This window comes from Spirillospora sp. NPDC048823 (assembly GCF_043198445.1).
In the GTDB taxonomy this organism is placed as follows: Bacteria; Actinomycetota; Actinomycetes; order Streptosporangiales; family Streptosporangiaceae; genus Spirillospora.
In genome coordinates this window covers 368,879-385,310 of the sequence record NZ_JBICUT010000001.1, presented here as the reverse complement: position 1 = coordinate 385,310, position 16,432 = coordinate 368,879, and the positions used below count along the sequence as shown (strand labels likewise).

13 protein-coding genes are annotated in these 16,432 nt (G+C 72.4%); 6 read left to right on the top strand and 7 right to left on the bottom strand.

From position 1 onward, the window contains the following. Positions 1–372: 372 nt before the first annotated feature. The 3 genes from ACGFK0_RS01555 to ACGFK0_RS01545 all read left to right on the top strand — a co-directional run bounded on the left by ACGFK0_RS01555 (position 373) and on the right by ACGFK0_RS01545 (position 4,515). A complete protein-coding gene (locus ACGFK0_RS01555; RefSeq protein ID WP_392898470.1) occupies positions 373–1,908 on the top strand; it encodes a metallophosphoesterase family protein in 1,536 nt (511 codons plus the stop codon). Positions 1,909–2,119: 211 nt separating this feature from the next. Beyond that, a complete protein-coding gene (locus ACGFK0_RS01550; RefSeq protein WP_392898468.1) occupies positions 2,120–2,620 on the top strand; it encodes a DUF4234 domain-containing protein in 501 nt (166 codons plus the stop codon). A gap of 131 nt (positions 2,621–2,751) precedes the next feature. Next, positions 2,752–4,515 carry a bifunctional 3'-5' exonuclease/DNA polymerase gene (locus ACGFK0_RS01545; RefSeq protein WP_392898465.1) on the top strand — a complete coding sequence of 588 codons (1,764 nt, stop codon included), beginning with the start codon at positions 2,752–2,754 and terminating at the stop codon, positions 4,513–4,515. Here ACGFK0_RS01545 and ACGFK0_RS01540 read toward each other — a convergent pair. Together ACGFK0_RS01540 and ACGFK0_RS01535 are read right to left on the bottom strand one after the other, a co-directional pair. Next, complete coding sequence (locus tag ACGFK0_RS01540; protein WP_392898463.1) at positions 4,497–5,183, bottom strand: SGNH/GDSL hydrolase family protein; 687 nt, start codon at positions 5,181–5,183, stop codon at positions 4,497–4,499. The two genes, ACGFK0_RS01545 and ACGFK0_RS01540, sit on opposite strands and share 19 nt — an antisense overlap. A gap of 11 nt (positions 5,184–5,194) precedes the next feature. Further along, on the bottom strand, positions 5,195–6,586 hold the full coding sequence (locus ACGFK0_RS01535; protein ID WP_392898460.1) for an MFS transporter: 1,392 nt from the start codon (positions 6,584–6,586) through the stop codon (positions 5,195–5,197). A 113-nt stretch (positions 6,587–6,699) separates the two neighbouring features. On the opposite strand from ACGFK0_RS01535, the gene ACGFK0_RS01530 reads away from it, so the two are divergent. Further along, positions 6,700–7,314 (top strand): TetR family transcriptional regulator C-terminal domain-containing protein, encoded by a 615-nt coding sequence (locus ACGFK0_RS01530; RefSeq protein WP_392898457.1) that lies wholly within the window; start codon positions 6,700–6,702, stop codon positions 7,312–7,314. Between the two features lie 75 nt (positions 7,315–7,389). On the opposite strand, the gene ACGFK0_RS01525 is transcribed toward ACGFK0_RS01530, so the two are convergent. The 5 genes from ACGFK0_RS01525 to ACGFK0_RS01505 form a co-directional block, all read right to left on the bottom strand. After that, on the bottom strand, positions 7,390–8,667 hold the full coding sequence (locus ACGFK0_RS01525; RefSeq protein WP_392898454.1) for a flavin-dependent oxidoreductase: 1,278 nt from the start codon (positions 8,665–8,667) through the stop codon (positions 7,390–7,392). A 98-nt stretch (positions 8,668–8,765) separates the two neighbouring features. Then, the gene (locus ACGFK0_RS01520) at positions 8,766–9,629 is read right to left on the bottom strand and encodes an ABC transporter ATP-binding protein (protein WP_392899573.1); all 864 of its coding nucleotides are present in this window, start codon (positions 9,627–9,629) and stop codon (positions 8,766–8,768) included. A gap of 52 nt (positions 9,630–9,681) precedes the next feature. Then, positions 9,682–10,485, bottom strand: a complete 804-nt coding sequence (locus ACGFK0_RS01515; RefSeq protein WP_392898451.1) for an ABC transporter permease — start codon at positions 10,483–10,485, stop codon at positions 9,682–9,684. A 49-nt stretch (positions 10,486–10,534) separates the two neighbouring features. Beyond that, positions 10,535–11,311 carry an ABC transporter permease gene (locus ACGFK0_RS01510; protein ID WP_392898449.1) on the bottom strand — a complete coding sequence of 259 codons (777 nt, stop codon included), beginning with the start codon at positions 11,309–11,311 and terminating at the stop codon, positions 10,535–10,537. After that, a complete protein-coding gene (locus ACGFK0_RS01505) occupies positions 11,308–12,294 on the bottom strand; it encodes an ABC transporter substrate-binding protein (RefSeq protein WP_392898446.1) in 987 nt (328 codons plus the stop codon). The genes ACGFK0_RS01510 and ACGFK0_RS01505 overlap by 4 nt, the downstream gene beginning before the upstream one ends. Positions 12,295–12,737: 443 nt before the next feature. On the opposite strand from ACGFK0_RS01505, the gene ACGFK0_RS01500 reads away from it, so the two are divergent. Both ACGFK0_RS01500 and ACGFK0_RS01495 read left to right on the top strand, forming a co-directional pair. Beyond that, on the top strand, positions 12,738–15,983 hold the full coding sequence (locus ACGFK0_RS01500; protein ID WP_392898445.1) for a nitrate- and nitrite sensing domain-containing protein: 3,246 nt from the start codon (positions 12,738–12,740) through the stop codon (positions 15,981–15,983). Beyond that, positions 15,980–16,429, top strand: coding sequence for a roadblock/LC7 domain-containing protein (locus tag ACGFK0_RS01495; RefSeq protein ID WP_358451981.1), 450 nt, complete (start codon positions 15,980–15,982; stop codon positions 16,427–16,429). Before ACGFK0_RS01500 ends, ACGFK0_RS01495 begins: the two co-directional genes overlap by 4 nt. The last annotated feature ends 3 nt before the right edge of the window (positions 16,430–16,432 follow it).

Genomic DNA, 16,432 nt, shown 5'->3' with positions numbered 1-16,432 from the left:
TAGCGTCAGTTACGTCCCGCTAAGGGACCGTTGGGGCCGTCTGCGGAAGCATCATGAGAAGGCGACTGAGTTCGCCGTTCTGGGGGGACTCATGAAGAACGCAGGCGCCCTCGTCGTGGTGGCGCCGGCGTCTCTGGGGGTGGCGCCGGCGTCCACCACGTACACGCGCTGACCCGCATTCCGCGCCGGAGAACGCCGCAGTACGCCGGAGAACCTCGCATGCCGGGCTACGGCAAGTCCGCTTGACTGCCGAGATCGCGTCCGGACAGGCTATGGGCACCCCCTATCCGAACCTTTACGTCCCCGCTGGGCCGTCGGGAGCCGGCCGGTGACATCGGGACGAGAAGGCTCGCCGCTGCCCGGAGGCGTTCTGTGTGTGCCGAGGTGAACCCCGGTCCCGACAACTCGCGCACCTCTGAGGCGGGCGCCGGGTGGGTCTGCCGGAAACCGGGGACCTTCAACGAGCTGCTTCCCGAGCGCGTCACCGATTTCTCCTGGCGCCGCCCGAGGGTGCTGTGGCGGTCCCGCAACGACGTCCTCGCGAGCCTGTTCGGCGACCCCTCGAACGCGATCCGCCGCCGCTGCGTCGCCGCGCTGCGCGAGCGGGGGACGCCGGCGGCGTTCACCGTCCACCGCACGGAGCCGGAGTTCTCGTTCGCCCTGCTCGGCGACACCGGCGAGGGCGACCGGTCGCAGTACGCGGTCGTCCCGCCGCTGCTGCACGCCGCCGCCGGCACCGACTTCATGATCATCGCCAGCGATGTGATCTACCCGGCGGGGGACGCGGACCAGTACCCGGGCAAGTTCTTCCGCCCCTACACGGACTATCCGGCCCCCATCTACGCAGTCCCGGGCAACCACGACTGGTACGACGGACTGCGCGGTTTCCTCCACGTCTTCTGCGACCTGGACGCGGACTGCTCGCCGCCCCCGTGGCGCGGTCCCCTCTCGTTCCTGCCGCGCCTGCTCTGGCGCGACCCGGGCGAGGTCGACTCGGGCACGCTCGGCGAGGCCCGCCGGCGGTACAGGGGCGCGCCCGGCCAGCAGGCCGTACAGCCCGGACCGTACTGGGCGATCGACACGCCCTCGCTGCGCATCATCGGCATCGACACCGGAATCACGGGCACCGTCGACCGCGGCCAGGGCCGCTGGCTGCGAGAGGTGTCCGCCGGTCCGAAACCCAAGCTGCTCGTGACCGGAAAACCGCTGTACGTGGACGACGAGCACCGTCCCGGCAAGATCCAGGGCGGCGGGACCGTCGACGAGATCGTCCGGGACCCCGCGCACAACTATGTGGCGGCGATCGGCGGCGACATCCACAACTACCAGCGCTACCCGCTCACGACCGTCGACGGGCGGACGATCCAGTACATCGTCGCCGGCGGCGGAGGCGCGTTCATGCACGCGACCCACACGATCCCCCGGACGCGCGTGGTGGAGGAGGACCGGTTCCGCTGCTACCCGCTGCGCGGCGACTCCCTCTCCCGCTACAGCAAGCTGTACGGCCGGTGGCTGCACCTGCCCCGGTTCTTCGAACTCACCCCCGAGGAGGCCACGGCCGCCGTCCGGCACCGGCTGGGCATCAGGCCGGGCCGCGGCTACAAGAGCCCCGAGCCGTCCTTCCGGGCCCGGCTCGTCGCATCGTTGCTGGGCGTTCCGCGCGGCGACCGGCACCGCCCCCGGATGCTGCGCGTCCCCGTGCACAAACTGCCGCAGCGCTTCCGTTCGGAACTGGCGGACTGGGACGACCCGCCGTTCTTCAAGAGCTTCCTGCGCCTGGACGTGACGGAGTCGCGGCTGCGGATCCGCTGCTACGCGGCCACGGGCTGCGGCGACCACGAGGCGACCCCGCCCTGCGAGGACGAAGTCACCGTTCCCTTGAGCAGTTCCCTTGGCGTCGGGCCCTAGGGCTGGACGCGATCGCGATGCCTCGGGTCGTTGCGGGGACGGGGTGGTGGCCGGGGTCGGCGCGTTGGAGAATCCACCAGAAATGCCGTCAAAGGTGGCGAACCTGGCCCACGACGTGCATGAACGCCGTTACAGTCGTTGATCAACCAGACGGGTGACCGGTTCGGGCGGTCGGCCGGAGTTCGACCGCGTCCACAGGAGAAGCAACTCAATGAGCTATCCCCAGCAGGGTCAGGGCCAGCCACAACAGCAGCAGGCCTACCAGGGCGCCTACGCGCCCGCCCAGCAGCAGCAGGGCCCAGTCGCCGTCGGTGCCGGCGCGAACATGAAGCGCCGCAACCCGGTCGGCGCCTGGCTCGGCCTGCCCATCATCACCTTCGGGATCTACGGCCTCGTGTGGTTCTTCAAGGTCCACAACGAGCTGCACGAGTACGACCGCCGCATCGACAACGCCGCAGTGAACGCGCTGCTGTCCATGCTCTTCGGCGCGATCACCCTCGGCATCTGGCCCCTGATCATGTGGGTCAAGCTCGGCGGCCGCATCGCCGGGGCCCAGCGCGCCGCCGGGCTGCCCGCCAGCTGCAGCGGCGGCATGGGCTTCCTGCTCGGCATCCTCGGCTTCGGCGTCCTGTACTACCAGATCCAGCTCAACAAGGTCGCCGACCGCTACGGCGACACCCCCGCGGGCCAGCAGGTCTCCCTGGTCGCGTGATGCGCTAGGGGCCACGGCCCTGGCCCCGTACAAGACCCGCACCGGACCCCTCCGCCATCACCCGTCGCGGAGGGGTCTTCGCGTGCGCCCCGAGGTGGGAACTGTCGGTGGCCGGGGCCAGAATCGGCGGTGTGAGGATCGCGGTGGCGGTGGGGGCGCGGGGCGGGGGAGTGCTGCGGCCGCTCGGTGAGGACGGGACGCCCGCCGGGCCGGTCGAGGTCGTCCCCGATCTGGTGGCGGCGGTCGCCGAGCGGGAGGAGGCCGAGGCGCCGCGGTGGGTCTGGTCCTCGACGGCGCGGATCCATCCCCGGCTGCTGGACGCGGGCGTGCGGGTGGCGCGGTGCCACGATCTGGAGCTGGTCGAGAGCCTTCTGCTCGGTCACGCGGGACGGTACGGGGAGCCGCGCTCCGTCCAGGCGGCGTGGGCGCGGTCGCGCGGGGAGCCGGTGCCCGCGGACCGGCCGCCGCATGAGGAGGCGGCGCAGGCGTCGCTGTTCGACGACGACGGCGAAGGGGAGGAACCCGCCGACGACATCGACCAGGTCGTCGCGGTACACGCGGAGCAGCAGCGCACCATCGCCGCGCTCGGGACCGGAGCTCGTGGTTCGAACGGCGGCAGGCCGGGGGCCGGGCGGCGTTTCGCGCTGCTCGCGGCGGCGGAGTCGGCCGGGTCGCTGGTGGCGGCCGAGATGCGCCACGACGGGCTGCCGTGGTCGGCGCAGGTGCACGACGCGCTCCTCACCGAGCTGCTCGGGCCGCGTCCCTCCGGCGGGCTCCGGCCCCGCAGGCTTCAGGACCTCGCCGACCGGATCAGCGCGGCGTTCGGGCCGCGCGTGCACGTCAACCCCGACTCCCCGGCGCAGATTCTGAAGGCCTTCGCGGCGGCGGGGCTGCCGATCCCGTCGACGCGCGCGCACGTCCTCAAACGGCTCGACCACCCGGCGGTGCCGCTGCTGCTGGAGTACAAGGAGCTGGCGCGCCTGCACACCGCGCACGGCTGGACGTGGCTGGACACCTGGGTGAGCGAGGGACGGTTCCGCCCCGAGTACGTGGTCGGCGGCGTGGTGTCCGGCAGGTGGGCGACGAGCGGCGGGGGCGCCCTGCAGATCCCGCGCATCCTGCGGAAGGCCGTCGTCGCCGATCCCGGCTGGTCGCTGGTCGTCGCGGACGCGGCCCAGCTCGAACCCCGCGTGCTGGCCGCGCTGGCGGGCGACAGGGCGTTCACCGACGCGGCGGCCCACGGTGACCTTTACGAGGCCCTCGCCGACGCCTTCCGCGCCGACGAGAGGCCGAGCGGAGCTCGTCGGTTGGATGGTGGCGGGCGGGGGCTGGATGCGCGGGACAAGGCGAAGCTGGCGCTGCTGTCCGCCATGTACGGAGGTGGGACGGGTGAGGCGGTGCAGCTCCTCGCCGTTCTGAAGAACCGGTTCCCGGACGCGTTCGAATACGTGGAGGCCGCCGCGCGGGCGGGGGAGCGCGGGAGCCTCGTCCGGTCCCGGCTCGGCCGCACCTGCCCGCCGCCGTCGGCGGGCTGGCGGGAGCTGACCTCGGCGGGCGACGACGACGCGCCGGAGTCGCGGCAGGGCACGGCCGCGCAGGCGCTGCGGAGCCGGGGCCGCTTCACCCGCAACTTCGTCGTCCAGGCCACCGCCGCCGACTGGGCGCTCGCCCTCCTCGGCTCCCTCCGCCGCCGCCTCATGGCGCTGCACGCTCCGCGGCTGGTGTTCTTCCAGCATGACGAGGTCATCGTGCACACGCCCGCCGAGTTGGCCGGGGACGTCGCCGCCGCCGTCCACGCCTCGGCGGACGAGGCGCGGCGGCTGCTGTTCGGCGACACCCCGGTCGTGTTCCCCATGGAGGTCGCGGTGGTGGACCGCTACGCCGACGCCAAGTAGTCCGCGAGGGCGCGGATGGTGTTGGCGGCGGCGAAGGCCTGCCCCCGGGCGTTGAGGTGCAGCTGGTCGCCGCAGTAGATGCCGGGGTCGGCGGCGGCCGGATGGTCGTACGGGTTGACGACGTGGCAGGCGCCGTGTTCGGCGGCGACGTCGGCGGCCAGGGCGTTCAGCCGCCGGGTCCGGGACGACATGACCTCCCGGTAGCGGGCGGGGCCGAGGCCGGCGACGGTGATGTCCAGGAGGCCGATCGTGACGACGTCCGCCCCGGCGGCGCGGAACGCGGAGACCATGCCGGCCAGTTCGTGCCGGACCTCCTCCGCGTCGAAGTGCGGGCGGAGCATGTCGTTGCCGCCGCCCACGACGACGGCCAGGTCGGGGCCGAACGCGAGTGCCGGCTTCAGCTGCTCGGCCGCGATCTGCGCGGCGACGAGGTCGCGGCGGCCGAGGTTGAGGGCGGTGAAGCCGGGCGTCACGGCGGCGAGGGCCTCTTCGACCCGGTCGGCCCACGACATGTCGCGGTAGCCGGGCACGGGCTCGCGGACGCCTTCGGCGACGCTGTCGCCGATCGTCACCATGCGGGTCCAGGGCGCGCCGGCCAGCAGCGCGGCGGCCTCGGCGGCGGGCAGGACGGCCGGGTCCGTCCATTCGGACAGGGTCGTCTCGGTCATGTCGTCTCCCATCAGGACGTGGTGCGCCGGAGCGTCAGCGGCAGCCCCGCGAGGCCCGCTCCGGCGGCGGCGAGTGTGCAGAACAGGTAGATGGCGGTGTAGTCGCCGTGGGCGGCCTGGCCGGGCAGCATCGCGGCGAGGACGGCGATGCCGAGCGCGCCGCCGAGCTGGCGCGCCGTCGTGTTGAGGCCGGTGGCGCCGGCGAACCGCTGCGGGTCGACCGACAGCGCGGCGGCGGACGCGGTGCCGGTGGTGAGCATCCCCATGCCCGTTCCGACCAGCAGCCCGATGGGGAGCCAGAACGTGAGGAAGTGCGGCTCCGGCGGGAGGGACGCGACCGCCCAGGTCCCGGAGACGACCATGACGAGCGCGCCTCCCGTGACGGCGGGCCGGACGCCGATGCGGCCGGTCAGCCGGCCCATGGTGATCGCGGCCGCCGTGGCGGTGAGCGCCCCGGGCGTCGAGGCGAGGCCCGCCTTGAGGATCGAGTAGTCCCACTCGGCGGTGAGGTAGAGGACGCCGAGCAGCAGCCACGAGTACAGGGCCGTCCCGTACAGGAACGAGGCGGCGTTGGCGAGGGCGAACCGGCGGCTGCGCCACAGCGAGATCTCCAGCGCGGGCACCGGGTGCCGCGCCGACCGCATCAGTGCCGCGGCGACCATGGCCGCGCCGCCGATCAGCAGGGCGAGCGTGCGGGCGTCCGTCCAGGCCCAGTCGCGGGTCTGGGTGACGCCGAGCGCGACGCCGCCGACGCCGCCGCCGAGCAGGACCGTGCCGAGCAGGTCGGGTAGCCGGCCCCGGCCGGTCTCGGTGCGGGGGAGGCGCAGTGCGCCGAGCAGCATGGCCAGGCCGAACGGCACGTTGATGATGAACAGCGACCGCCAGCCGAACTGGTCGACGAGGACGCCGCCGAGGCTGGGGCCGATGGCGGCGGCGAACGCGCCCGCCGCGCTCCACAGCCCGATGGCGCCGGCGCGCCGCGCTGCGGGCGTGTCGCGCAGCAGCAGTGCCAGGGACGCGGGGATCATCGCGGCCGCCGCGGCGCCCTGCACGCCGCGCGTCGCCAGCAGGACGGGCACGTTCGGCGCGACCGCGCAGCCCAGGGAGGCCAGCGTGAACAGCCCGACGCCCCACAGGTACAGGGTCCGCCGGCCGACGAGGTCGGCGAGCCGCCCGGCGGGGGCGAGCAGCGCGGCGAACAGCACCGCGTACAGGGTGATCACCCAGGTCAGCCCGGACAGCGAGGTGCCCGGGAAGTCGGTGCGCAGGTCGGGGACGGCCAGGTTGGCGACGGTCGCGTCGAGCATCGCCAGGAACGTCGCCCCGGCGGCGAGCCAGGGCACGTCGCGCCGTGCGCCGGCGCCTGCGGTGGCGGGCGGCGCCGCGGTGGTCTCGGCGGTCATGGGCGGGCCTCCAGAAAATTAAACGAACGGTCGTACACTCTTCTATGGACGCTCCTCCCGTCAAGGGCCTGGAAACGTTGACTTTGTACGAACGATCGTGCAGATTATTGACCGTGAGCACCGACGGACGGCTTCTCAAGGGTGAGCAGACGCGCAGGGCCATCCTGTGCCGTGCCGCCGACATCGCGTCCGCGGAAGGCCTGGAGGGCCTGTCGATCGGCCGGCTCGCCACCGAGCTGGAGATCAGCAAGAGCGGCGTTTTCACGCACTTCGGCTCCAAGGAGGAGCTGCAGCTCGCGACCGTCCGCAAGGCCGTCGACATCTACCGCGAGCACGTCGTCGAGCCCGCCCTCGCCGTCCCCAAGGGCCTCGGCCGCGTCCGTGCGATGCTGGACGCCTGGCAGCGCTACCAGCGCGAACCCGTCTTCCCCGGCGGTTGCTTCTTCCACTCCACGATGGCCGAGTTCGACGCCCGCCCAGGCCGCGTCCGCGACGCCATCGCCTCCTCGCAGCGCGACTGGCGCGACTTCATGGAGCGCTGCCTGCGCGACGCGCGGGACCGAGGCGAGATCGACGCGTCCGCCGACGTCGCCCAGCTCGCGTTCGAACTGGACGCCGTCTGCCGCACCGGCTCTGCCCACGCGCTCCTGCACGACGACCCGACCTTCTATGATCGCGCCGCCCGCGCCATGAGCACCCGCCTGGCCGCCGTGACGACCCCCGCCTGAACACCATCGCGGGATCCGCGACGGAAACGCGAAGCGCGGCGGGGCCGGGCCCCACCGCGCTCCGTGCGGGAACGCTCAGCCGGAGGCCGTGTACGACGGCCGGCTGTTGAGGGTCTCGACGTCGGAGAACGACGTCTTGCGGTAGGCGCCGGTGATGGTGTTCAGCTCACCCGGCGCCAGGACGTCCTCGATGGCGTCGAAGCCCTGCGGGGCGCGTTCGCTGACGGTCTGCAGGATGCGGTCGGCGGGCATGTCGCGGCAGGCCAGCACGATGGAGTTGACCGGGTCGCGGCGTTCCCGCTCGTAGGCGAGCAGCGCCTCGGCCGGGTCGCCTGACCGGGCCAGCTCGTGCGCCAGGACACGGGCGTCGAGGACGGCCTGCGATCCGCCGTTGGAGCCGATCGGGTACATCGGGTGGGCCGCGTCGCCGAGCAGTGTCACGCGGCCGGACGTCCAGCGGTCCAGCGGATCCCGGTCGACCATCGGGTACTCCAGGATCTCCGCCGAGCCCGCCAGCAGCGCCGGGACGTCGAGCCAGTCGAACTTCCAGTCCGCGAAGTAGGGAAGCACGTCCTCCAGGCGGCCCGTCCGGTTCCAGTCGGCGGTGCGGTCTCGCCGGTCGTCGGTGAGCCTGACCTCCGCCACCCAGTTCAGCAGCGCCCTGCCCCGCCGCTCGGCGCGCATCGAGATGGGGTACACGACCATCTTGGACGCGGCGTTGCTGCCCGCGATGGCCAGGGTCCGCCCGCTCAGGAACGGCTCGCCCTCGGTGACGCCGCGCCACATCCTGATGCCGTTCCACAGCGGCGCCGACTCGCCCGGGTTGAGCTGCGCGCGGACGGCGGAGTGCAGGCCGTCCGCGCCGACCAGCACGTCGGCCGTGACGGTGCCGGCGGTACCGGACGCCCGGTCGAGCAGCCGCGCGCGAACCTCCGCCGCCCCGCCCGGCTCGCCGTCCTGCTCGAAGCCCTCGAAGACGGTTCCGGTGCGGACGGCGTCCTCGCCGAGCCGCGCCACGACGGCGTCCAGCAGCATCATCTGCAGTTCACCGCGGTGAATCGAGTACTGCGGCCAGTGGTAGCCGAGCGCGCGTCCCCGCGGCTCCCCCCAGATCCGGCCGCCGTAGCGGTCGAAGTGCACCGTCTCCGCGGTGGGGATGCCGATCTCGGCCAGTTCGTCGCCGAATCCCAGCTCGGTGAGCTCCCGGACGGCGTGCGGGAGCAGGTTGATGCCGACGCCGAGCGGCCGCAGCCGGACGGCGGAGTCGACGACGAGCGCCTCGACACCGGCCTCGTGCAGGCTCAACGCGGTGGTGAGCCCGCCGATCCCCGCACCCACGATGAGTACGCGCATGAATCGCCCTCCCGTTCGTTCCCGGGCAGGGCGGGGCCGGTATGGTGGCGGCCCCGCCCGCCCCGGTCTTGTTGTCGCCGCCGTTCAGGCGGCCGTCTTCAGCGGGCCGGTTTCGTGCCCGAGCCCGCGCCGGACTTCTTCGCGGTCTTCGTCCCGGCCGCCTCCGGCTCGTCCGCGGGCCTGGAGCCGGCGGGCGCCGCGCCGGGCACCTTCGCGCCGCCGCGGACCAGCCGGCCGACCTCGGCGCGGAGCTGGACGAACTCCGGAAGGCCCCGGGTGTCGATCTGGTCGCGGACGGAGGGCAGCCCGACGGTCAGGTCGGCGTGCACCCGGGCCGGTGAGCGGTTCAGTACGATCACCCGGTCGCCGACGTAGACGCTCTCGTCGATGTCGTGCGTGACCAGCAGGATCGTCATCTTCTGGGTGCGGTGCACCTCGAGGACGAGGTCCTCCAGGTCCTCCCGGGTCTGCGCGTCCACGGAGCCGAACGGCTCGTCCATCAGCATCAGCGAGGGACGGTACGCCAGCGCCCGCGCGATCGACACGCGCTGCTGCATGCCGCCAGACAGCTGCCACGGGTACTTGCGCCCCGCGTCGTGGAGGCCCACCGACTCCAGGGCCTCCTCCGCCGCGGCGCGCCGCTCCGAGCGGGACTTCCCGCGCCGCCGCAGCGGCAGCGCGACGTTGTCGCGGACGGTCAGCCAGGGGAACAGCGAGCGGCTGTAGTCCTGGAACACCACCGCGAGGTCGTCGGGCACGCCGTTGATCGGCTTCCCGTCCAGCGTCAGTCTCCCGCCGGTCGGGCTGATCAGCCCGGCGATGCAGCGCAGCAGGGTGGACTTGCCGCAGCCGGACGGGCCGACGATGCTGACCATCTGCCCGTCCGGGACGGTGAGGTCGAGGCCGTCGAGGGCCAGGTGGCCGTCGGCGTAGGAGTGCGTGAGGCCGGTTATCTGGAGCATCACGGCCGCCTTTTCTGTGTGTACGTCGTCAGGGTCAGCATGGGGGCACCGGTCAGTTCGCGAGCCGCTGCGCGCCGATGTGCCAGGCCAGCAGGCGGCGTTCGAGGAGCATGAAGACGGCGTTGAACACGAAGCCGAGGATGCCCAGCATGACGATGCCGGCCCACATCCGGGGCAGCTCGAACGAGCGCTGGGCGCCGATGAGCTCGGAGCCGATGCCCGCCGTGCTGCCGAACAGCTCGGAGATGACCATGAGGATCAGCGCGAACGACAGCGCCACCCGCAGTCCCGCGAAGATCTTCGGTGCCGCCGCCGGGAGGACGATGGTCAGCAGCCGGCGCAGCCGGCCGACCCCGAACACCCGGGCCGTCTCCAGTTGCAGGGACTCCACGGTGCGGACGCCGTCGCAGGTGTTGAGCAGCACCGGCCACACGACGCCGAACGCGATCGTGACGATCTGCATGGTCGCGCCGAGCTGGAACACGATGATGAAGAACGGCAGCAGCGTCGGCGGCGGCACCGCGCGCAGGAACTCCAGCACCGGGGTCAGCATGTCGTACATGGCCTGCGACCGCCCGACCGCCGCCCCGATCACGACGCCGGCGGCGCCCGCGGCGGCCCAGCCGATGAACAGGTGGGTCAGGCTGGTGGAGAAGTCGTCCGTGGCGTTGTCCGTGAGGAACAACCGGGACGCCGGGCCGGAGAACCACAGCTCGTGCAGGGCTTCGACGATTTTGGTGGGCGGGGGGAAGTAGCTCTCGTCCACCGCGCGGGTGATCAGCTCCCACAGCACGAGGAAGATGACGACCAGCCAGGCGCGCTCGGCGAACCCGCGCAGCGCTTTCAGGGCTTTCATGCCTGCTCCTTGCGGGGAGGCGACTCCCCGTCCCCTCGGTTCGCTCCGCTCATGCGATCCCCTCCACGCGGGCCGCGTGCCAGCGGAAGGCAATCCGTTCGAGCCCGAGAAGCCCCATGTTGGCCAGCAGCCCGAGGACGCCGGCCCAGACGGCCCCGGCCAGCAGCAGGTCGGTGCGGCCGCCTCCGGCCTGGGTGGAGCTGAGATAGATTCCCACGCCGTTGACCCCGCCGGCCAGCAGCTCGGTGCTGACCACGACGATGAGGGCGACGGACGCGGCGATCCGGACGCCGGTCGTGATGAACGGGGCGGCGCTCGGCAGCGAGACGCGCCACAGCACCGACGGCGTCCCGAACCCGAAGGCGCGCAGGCTGTCCTTGGCGACCGGGTCGACGTCGCGGAGCGCGTACAAAGTGTTGATCAAGATCGGCCACAGGCAGGCGTAGAAGATCAGTGACATCTTCATCTGCGTGGGGTCGGCGAACAGGATGATGGCGAGCGGAATCAGCGCGACCGAGGGGATGGGGCGGAGCAGTTCGACCAGGGCGCGGGCGGCGGTGCCCAGCAGCGGGACCGAGCCGAGCAGGACGCCCAGCGGTACCGCCACGAGCACCGCCAGCGCGAGCCCGCCGAACCACGCCTTGAGCGTGGCCCCGACGTCGGCGAGGAACTCCCCGTCGACGCCGAGTTTCGCGGCCTCCCACAGAACGGTCGACGCCGGGGGCAGGGCGGACGCGTCGATGAGGCCCAGACGGCTCACGGCCTCGACGACGGCGACCACCCCGGCTACCCCGGCGGCGCCGAAAGCGATACGGCGAAAATTCATGCGGCGGAGGTGGCGATGAAGTTCTTGACGTCGATCTTCTCTTCCACGTAGCCGAACTGGAGCATCACGTCCGCCACGCGCTGGAGACGCGTCGCGTTCAGCGTGGTCGGGAAGGAGCCGTAGCTCATCGTCGAGGCGACCTTGGCGTCGATGCCCTTGGCGTAGGTCGGCAGGATGTCCTGCACGAGCTTGCGGTCGGCCGCCATGCCCTGGGCCTTCTGGAGCGCGCGCTGGAAGGCGGCGGTCGTCTTCGGGTTCTTCTTAATGAACTCGTCTGTGGCGGCGTAGCCGGCGATCGGGAAGTCGGCGGTCGGGCCGCTGGACAGGTCGGCGACCATGCGCGCGCCGATCGACTGCTGCATCTGGGTGCCGAACGGCTCGATCGCCTGGACGGCCTCGACGCTCTCGGACTTCAGGGCCTGCTCCATGGCGGGCGGGGCGACCTCGACGAAGTTCTTGTCCTCGTCGAACTCGACGCCCTTGGGCTTGGCGGCGGCGCGGACCATCAGCGTGCTGATGTTGCGGCGGGTGTTGACGCCGATCTTCTTGCCCTTGAGGTCCTCGATCGTCTGGTACGGGGAGTCCTTGCGCACCATCAGCGTGTGGGTCTTCGGGGCGCCCTGGAAACCCTCGGCGACGATCCTCGGCTTGAAGTCGGGCTGCTTGACCCCGGCGGTGAGCAGCGAGACGTAGTTGCCGAAGCTGAAGTCCAGCCGGCCGCTCTTCAGCAGCGGGATGCCGGCGGCGCCGCCCTGGATGACCTGCGTCTTCACCGTCAGGCCCTCGGCCTTGAACAGGCCCTTCTGGATGGCGATCTGAACCGGCGCGGTGTCGGCGATGGTCATCGTGCCGAGGGTGATCTCGGACTTCTCCAGGCCGTTCGCCGAGGTGTTCTCCTCGGAGCCGCCGCAGGCGGCTCCGGAGAGCGCGAGCGCGATGGCGAGTGCGCCGCCGATGACTGTGCGGCGGTGGGAAGCAGACATGAACAACGCTCCATTTGCGGGGGAAGCTGGTTGAAAGCTGATCTTTCAACGAGCCGGGAGCGTAGCGCACCGGGCCCGCGCCATGGGGGAGATGCCAGCTTTACGTGCACTTATGTGAACATACGTGAACAAGCTGTGACATTCGCATCTTCTGCATCACAAGTCTAGACCTGTGTGATCATTCGGGTTGGCCATGATGGTTGCTCTGTGTTGCAATGTTCCGCGCTTGCCCACAGTGGTGCGGGCAGGCGACGCGACCCGGATCTCGTTCAGGGTCACTGTGCGCCGCGAGCGATCGACCCATTGAGAGGTAGCGGAGGGCAGTGCGGAAAGCCGAAGGGGCCGAGATGGCCCCGCAGTCCCGTCAGCCAGGCCCGTCTGCCAGTGAAGACGCCCCCAAGCGAGGCTTCCTGGGAGGCCGGTTCAAGCTGCGCAACTGGCGCGTGCGGACGCGCCTGTTCGCCCTCATCGCGGTGCCCACGATCGTGGCCGCACTCCTTGCGGGCTACCGCGTCCAGGTGTCCATGGACGACGCCGACGCCTTCCGCCGGACGGGCGAGATGGCTACGCTCGGTAAGGAACTGACTGCGCTCGCGCACGAAGTGGAGAACGAGCGCGACGCCATGGCAGGCCGGGCCGCCGGCGGCCAGCGAGCCATCGACGCCGATGATCTCAAGGCGCGCCAGGAGGCGGTGGACGCCGCCGCGCGCAAGGTGCAGGACGCGGCCGCCGACGTCGAGGTCAACTCGCCCGGCCTGGAGCTGGCGCTCGGCAACGTCCTCGACCGGGTCAGCGACCTGCCCGCACTGCGGGCCCTGTCCGCGCGCCTCGCGCCCGGCCCGATCATCGACAAGTACGGCGAGTTCATCGACGATTTCAGCAGCTACCACCTGCTGGTCTCGCAGGACGCCCCGACGCCCGAACTCGCGCAGAGCGCACTGGCGCTCGCCGACCTTGCGGGCGCCAAGGAGGCCGCGTCCCGCGAACGGGCCATCATCGGCGCGGCCCTCTGGGAGGCGCGCTTCTCACCGCTCGACCGCGCCGAGGTCGACGACGCCCGCGCCGACCTGAACACCAGCGTCCAGGCGTTCCGCAGCTCGGCCACGGCGGGCCAGCTGCAGCTCTTCGAGGACACCGTCACCGGCCCCGAGCTGGACCGCGCGGAGGTCACCAGGCTTCGGACGCTCGCCGTCGCCGACGCGACCCCGGGCCTGCGGGTCAGGCTCGGCAACGGCGTCGCCCGCAACTGGACGTCCGACTCGAGCGCCCGGATCAACAAGCTGCGGACGGTCGAGCAGAACATCGCCGCCGAACTCGCGGACGCGGCCAACGACGCGAAGTCCGACGCGCAGACCAACGCGTTCCGCGACGCGGCGCTGCTGTTCCTCATCCTCGCGATCGTCCTGGTGACCGTCATCCTCGTGGCCCGCTCGCTGGTGCGGCCGCTGCTGCGGCTGCAGTCCGGGGCGCTGGACGTGGCCGGCACCCGGCTGCCCGGCCTGGTCGACCGGCTCCGCGACCCGGAGGCCGCCGCGGGCGGCATCGAGGTGGAGCCGATCGAGATCGACTCCACCGACGAGATCGGCCAGGTCGCGCGGGCGTTCGACGAGGTCCACCGCGAGGCGGTGCGGCTGGCGGCCGACGAGGCCGTCCTGCGCGGCAACATCAACGCGATGTTCGTCAACCTCTCCCGCCGCAGCCAGTCCCTGATCGAGCGCCAGCTGCGCCTGATCGAGGAGCTGGAGCAGAGCGAGCGCGACGAGGAGCAGCTCGGGAACCTGTTCCGGCTCGACCACCTCGCCACCCGCATGCGCCGCAACTGCGAGAACCTCCTCGTCCTCGGCGGACAGGAGCAGGTGCGCCGGTGGAACCAGGCGGTCCCGCTGATCGACGTCGTCCGCGCGTCGCTGTCCGAGGTCGAGCAGTACGAGCGGGTCGCGCTGCGGGTTCAGGGCGACATGACCGTCGCCGGCCCCGTCGTCAACGACCTCGTCCACCTGCTGGCCGAGCTGATCGAGAACGCGACGGTCTTCTCGTCCGAGCACACGAAGGTGACCGTCTCCGGCCAGATGCTGAGCGGCGGCGGCTCCATGCTGCAGATCACCGACAACGGCGTCGGGATGTCGGCGGACGAGCTGGAGCAGGCCAACTGGCGGCTGGCGAACCCGCCCGTCATCGACTTCTCCGCGGCCCGCCGCATGGGCCTGTTCGTGGTCGGCCGCCTGGCCGTCCGGCACGGGGTCCGGGTCGAGCTGCGCGCCGCGCAGGGCGGCGGCCTCACCGCGTTCGTGGTGCTGCCCGACGCGGTGATCACACCCGGCGAGTCCGGCCCGATCGGCACCCGCGGCCTCGGCCCGCGCGAGACCGACGGCCAGCAGCTCGCCGCGCTCACCACCGCCGCGGAGCCGCCCGCCATCGGCTCCGGTGGCGCGTTCCGGCAGGACGACTACGGGCCCGCCGGCGTTCCCGGCGGCGGGACCGGCTCCCACCCGATGGTCGGCGGCACCGGTCCGCTGCGGTCCCTGCGCGGCGCCACCGGTCCCCAGCCGGCCATGAACGAGACCGGCCCGATCCCCGCAGCCGGCACCGGCGCCCACGCCGCGTTCCCGAACACCGGCCCGCTGCCCGCCGTCTCGCGCGGCGAGCAGGGGCCGCCCGGCGACGACCCGTACCAGCCCGGCGACCAGCAGCCGCCGCGCAGGCCCGGCGAGCTGCCCATCCGCCGGCCGGGCGCGCAGCTGCCGGGACGCCCGGCCGACGACGGCCAGTCCAACGGCCTCTTCCAGCCGCGCAGCGAGCGCTCGCAGGACGGCGGCGCCGGAAGCAACGGCGCCTACCGCCCGGGCGGCCCCCAGTCGGTCGTGCCCGAGGCCCAGCCGATGGTGCCCGAGCCCGGCGCGCCGCGGCACATCCCGTGGGAGACCGGACCGCTGGAGCAGGTCAGCGGAGACGCCGGGCAGGCACCGCCGGACCCGTACGGGGACGGCTCGCCCACCGGAGGCACGCACCGGCCGGGCGGAGCCCGGTGGGACACCGGCGAAATGCCGGCGCCGCGCCCGGGCGCGATGGCCACGCCGCACCCGCCGGAGGAACCGGTTCCGGGGCCGCGCGTCCCCGAACCGCCCATGCCGGCGGCGCAGGCCCCGCCGGTGCAGCCACCGCCCGAGCCGAAGATGCCGCCGCGGGTACCCGAGCGTTCGCCCATCTTCGACGCGATGCAATCGGAGTGGTTCATGCGGAGGTCGGGAGAGAACTCGGGGGAGGACCCCGTGCGGGGCTGGGAGTCCCCGGCGGACGCGGGCTTCCGCGCGGCCGAGGCCGCCCGCGAGCCCATCGCCACGTCGCGCACCAGCGTCGGCCTGCCCAAGCGGGTGCCGGGCAAGAACCGGGTGCCGGGGGCGGTCGGCCGCGCGGCTCCGGCCGGGAACGCGCAGGCCGGGGCGGCTCCCGCGCCGGGCCAGGCATTGCCTCAGGGGCCTGCTCAGGGGCAGGCTGTGCAGGGCCGGCCGGCGCCGGGCGCTCAGGGACCGGGCCAGCAGCAGGGACACGGCCAGACGGCCGACGTCGTACGCAACCGCTTCGCGAGCCTGCAGCGCGGCGTCCATCGGGGACGCCACGAGGCTCGTGGTGCAGGCACGTCAGGTGAGGCGCCGTCACAGGGTGACGGCGAGACAGGAGGCACCCGGTGAGCGGGCAGGATCTCAACTGGTTGGTGACGAACTTCGCGGACCGTGTCGCGAAGGTCGCGCACGCCGTCGTGGTCTCCTCGGACGGATTGCCGATGGCGTACTCGTCGGGCTTCCCGCCCGAGCGTGCGGACCAGCTTTCGGCGATCGCCTCGGGGTTGATGAGCCTGACCCAGGGCGCGGCGAAGATCTTCGACGCGGGCGGGGTGAACCAGACCGTCGTCGAGATGGACCGCGGCCTGCTGTTCGTGATGTCCATCACGAACGGGTCGGTGTTCGCGGTCCTCGCGGCGCCGGACTGTGACCTCGGGCTCGTCGCGTACGAGATGACGCTGCTGGTGGAGCGGGTGGGCCGGGTGCTGACGCCCGCGCTGCGCGCGCAGGAACAGCAGCCTCCGTACTCGGGGCCTCCGGTGACGGAGATGGGCGCCGGCCCCGCCCGCTATTGACCG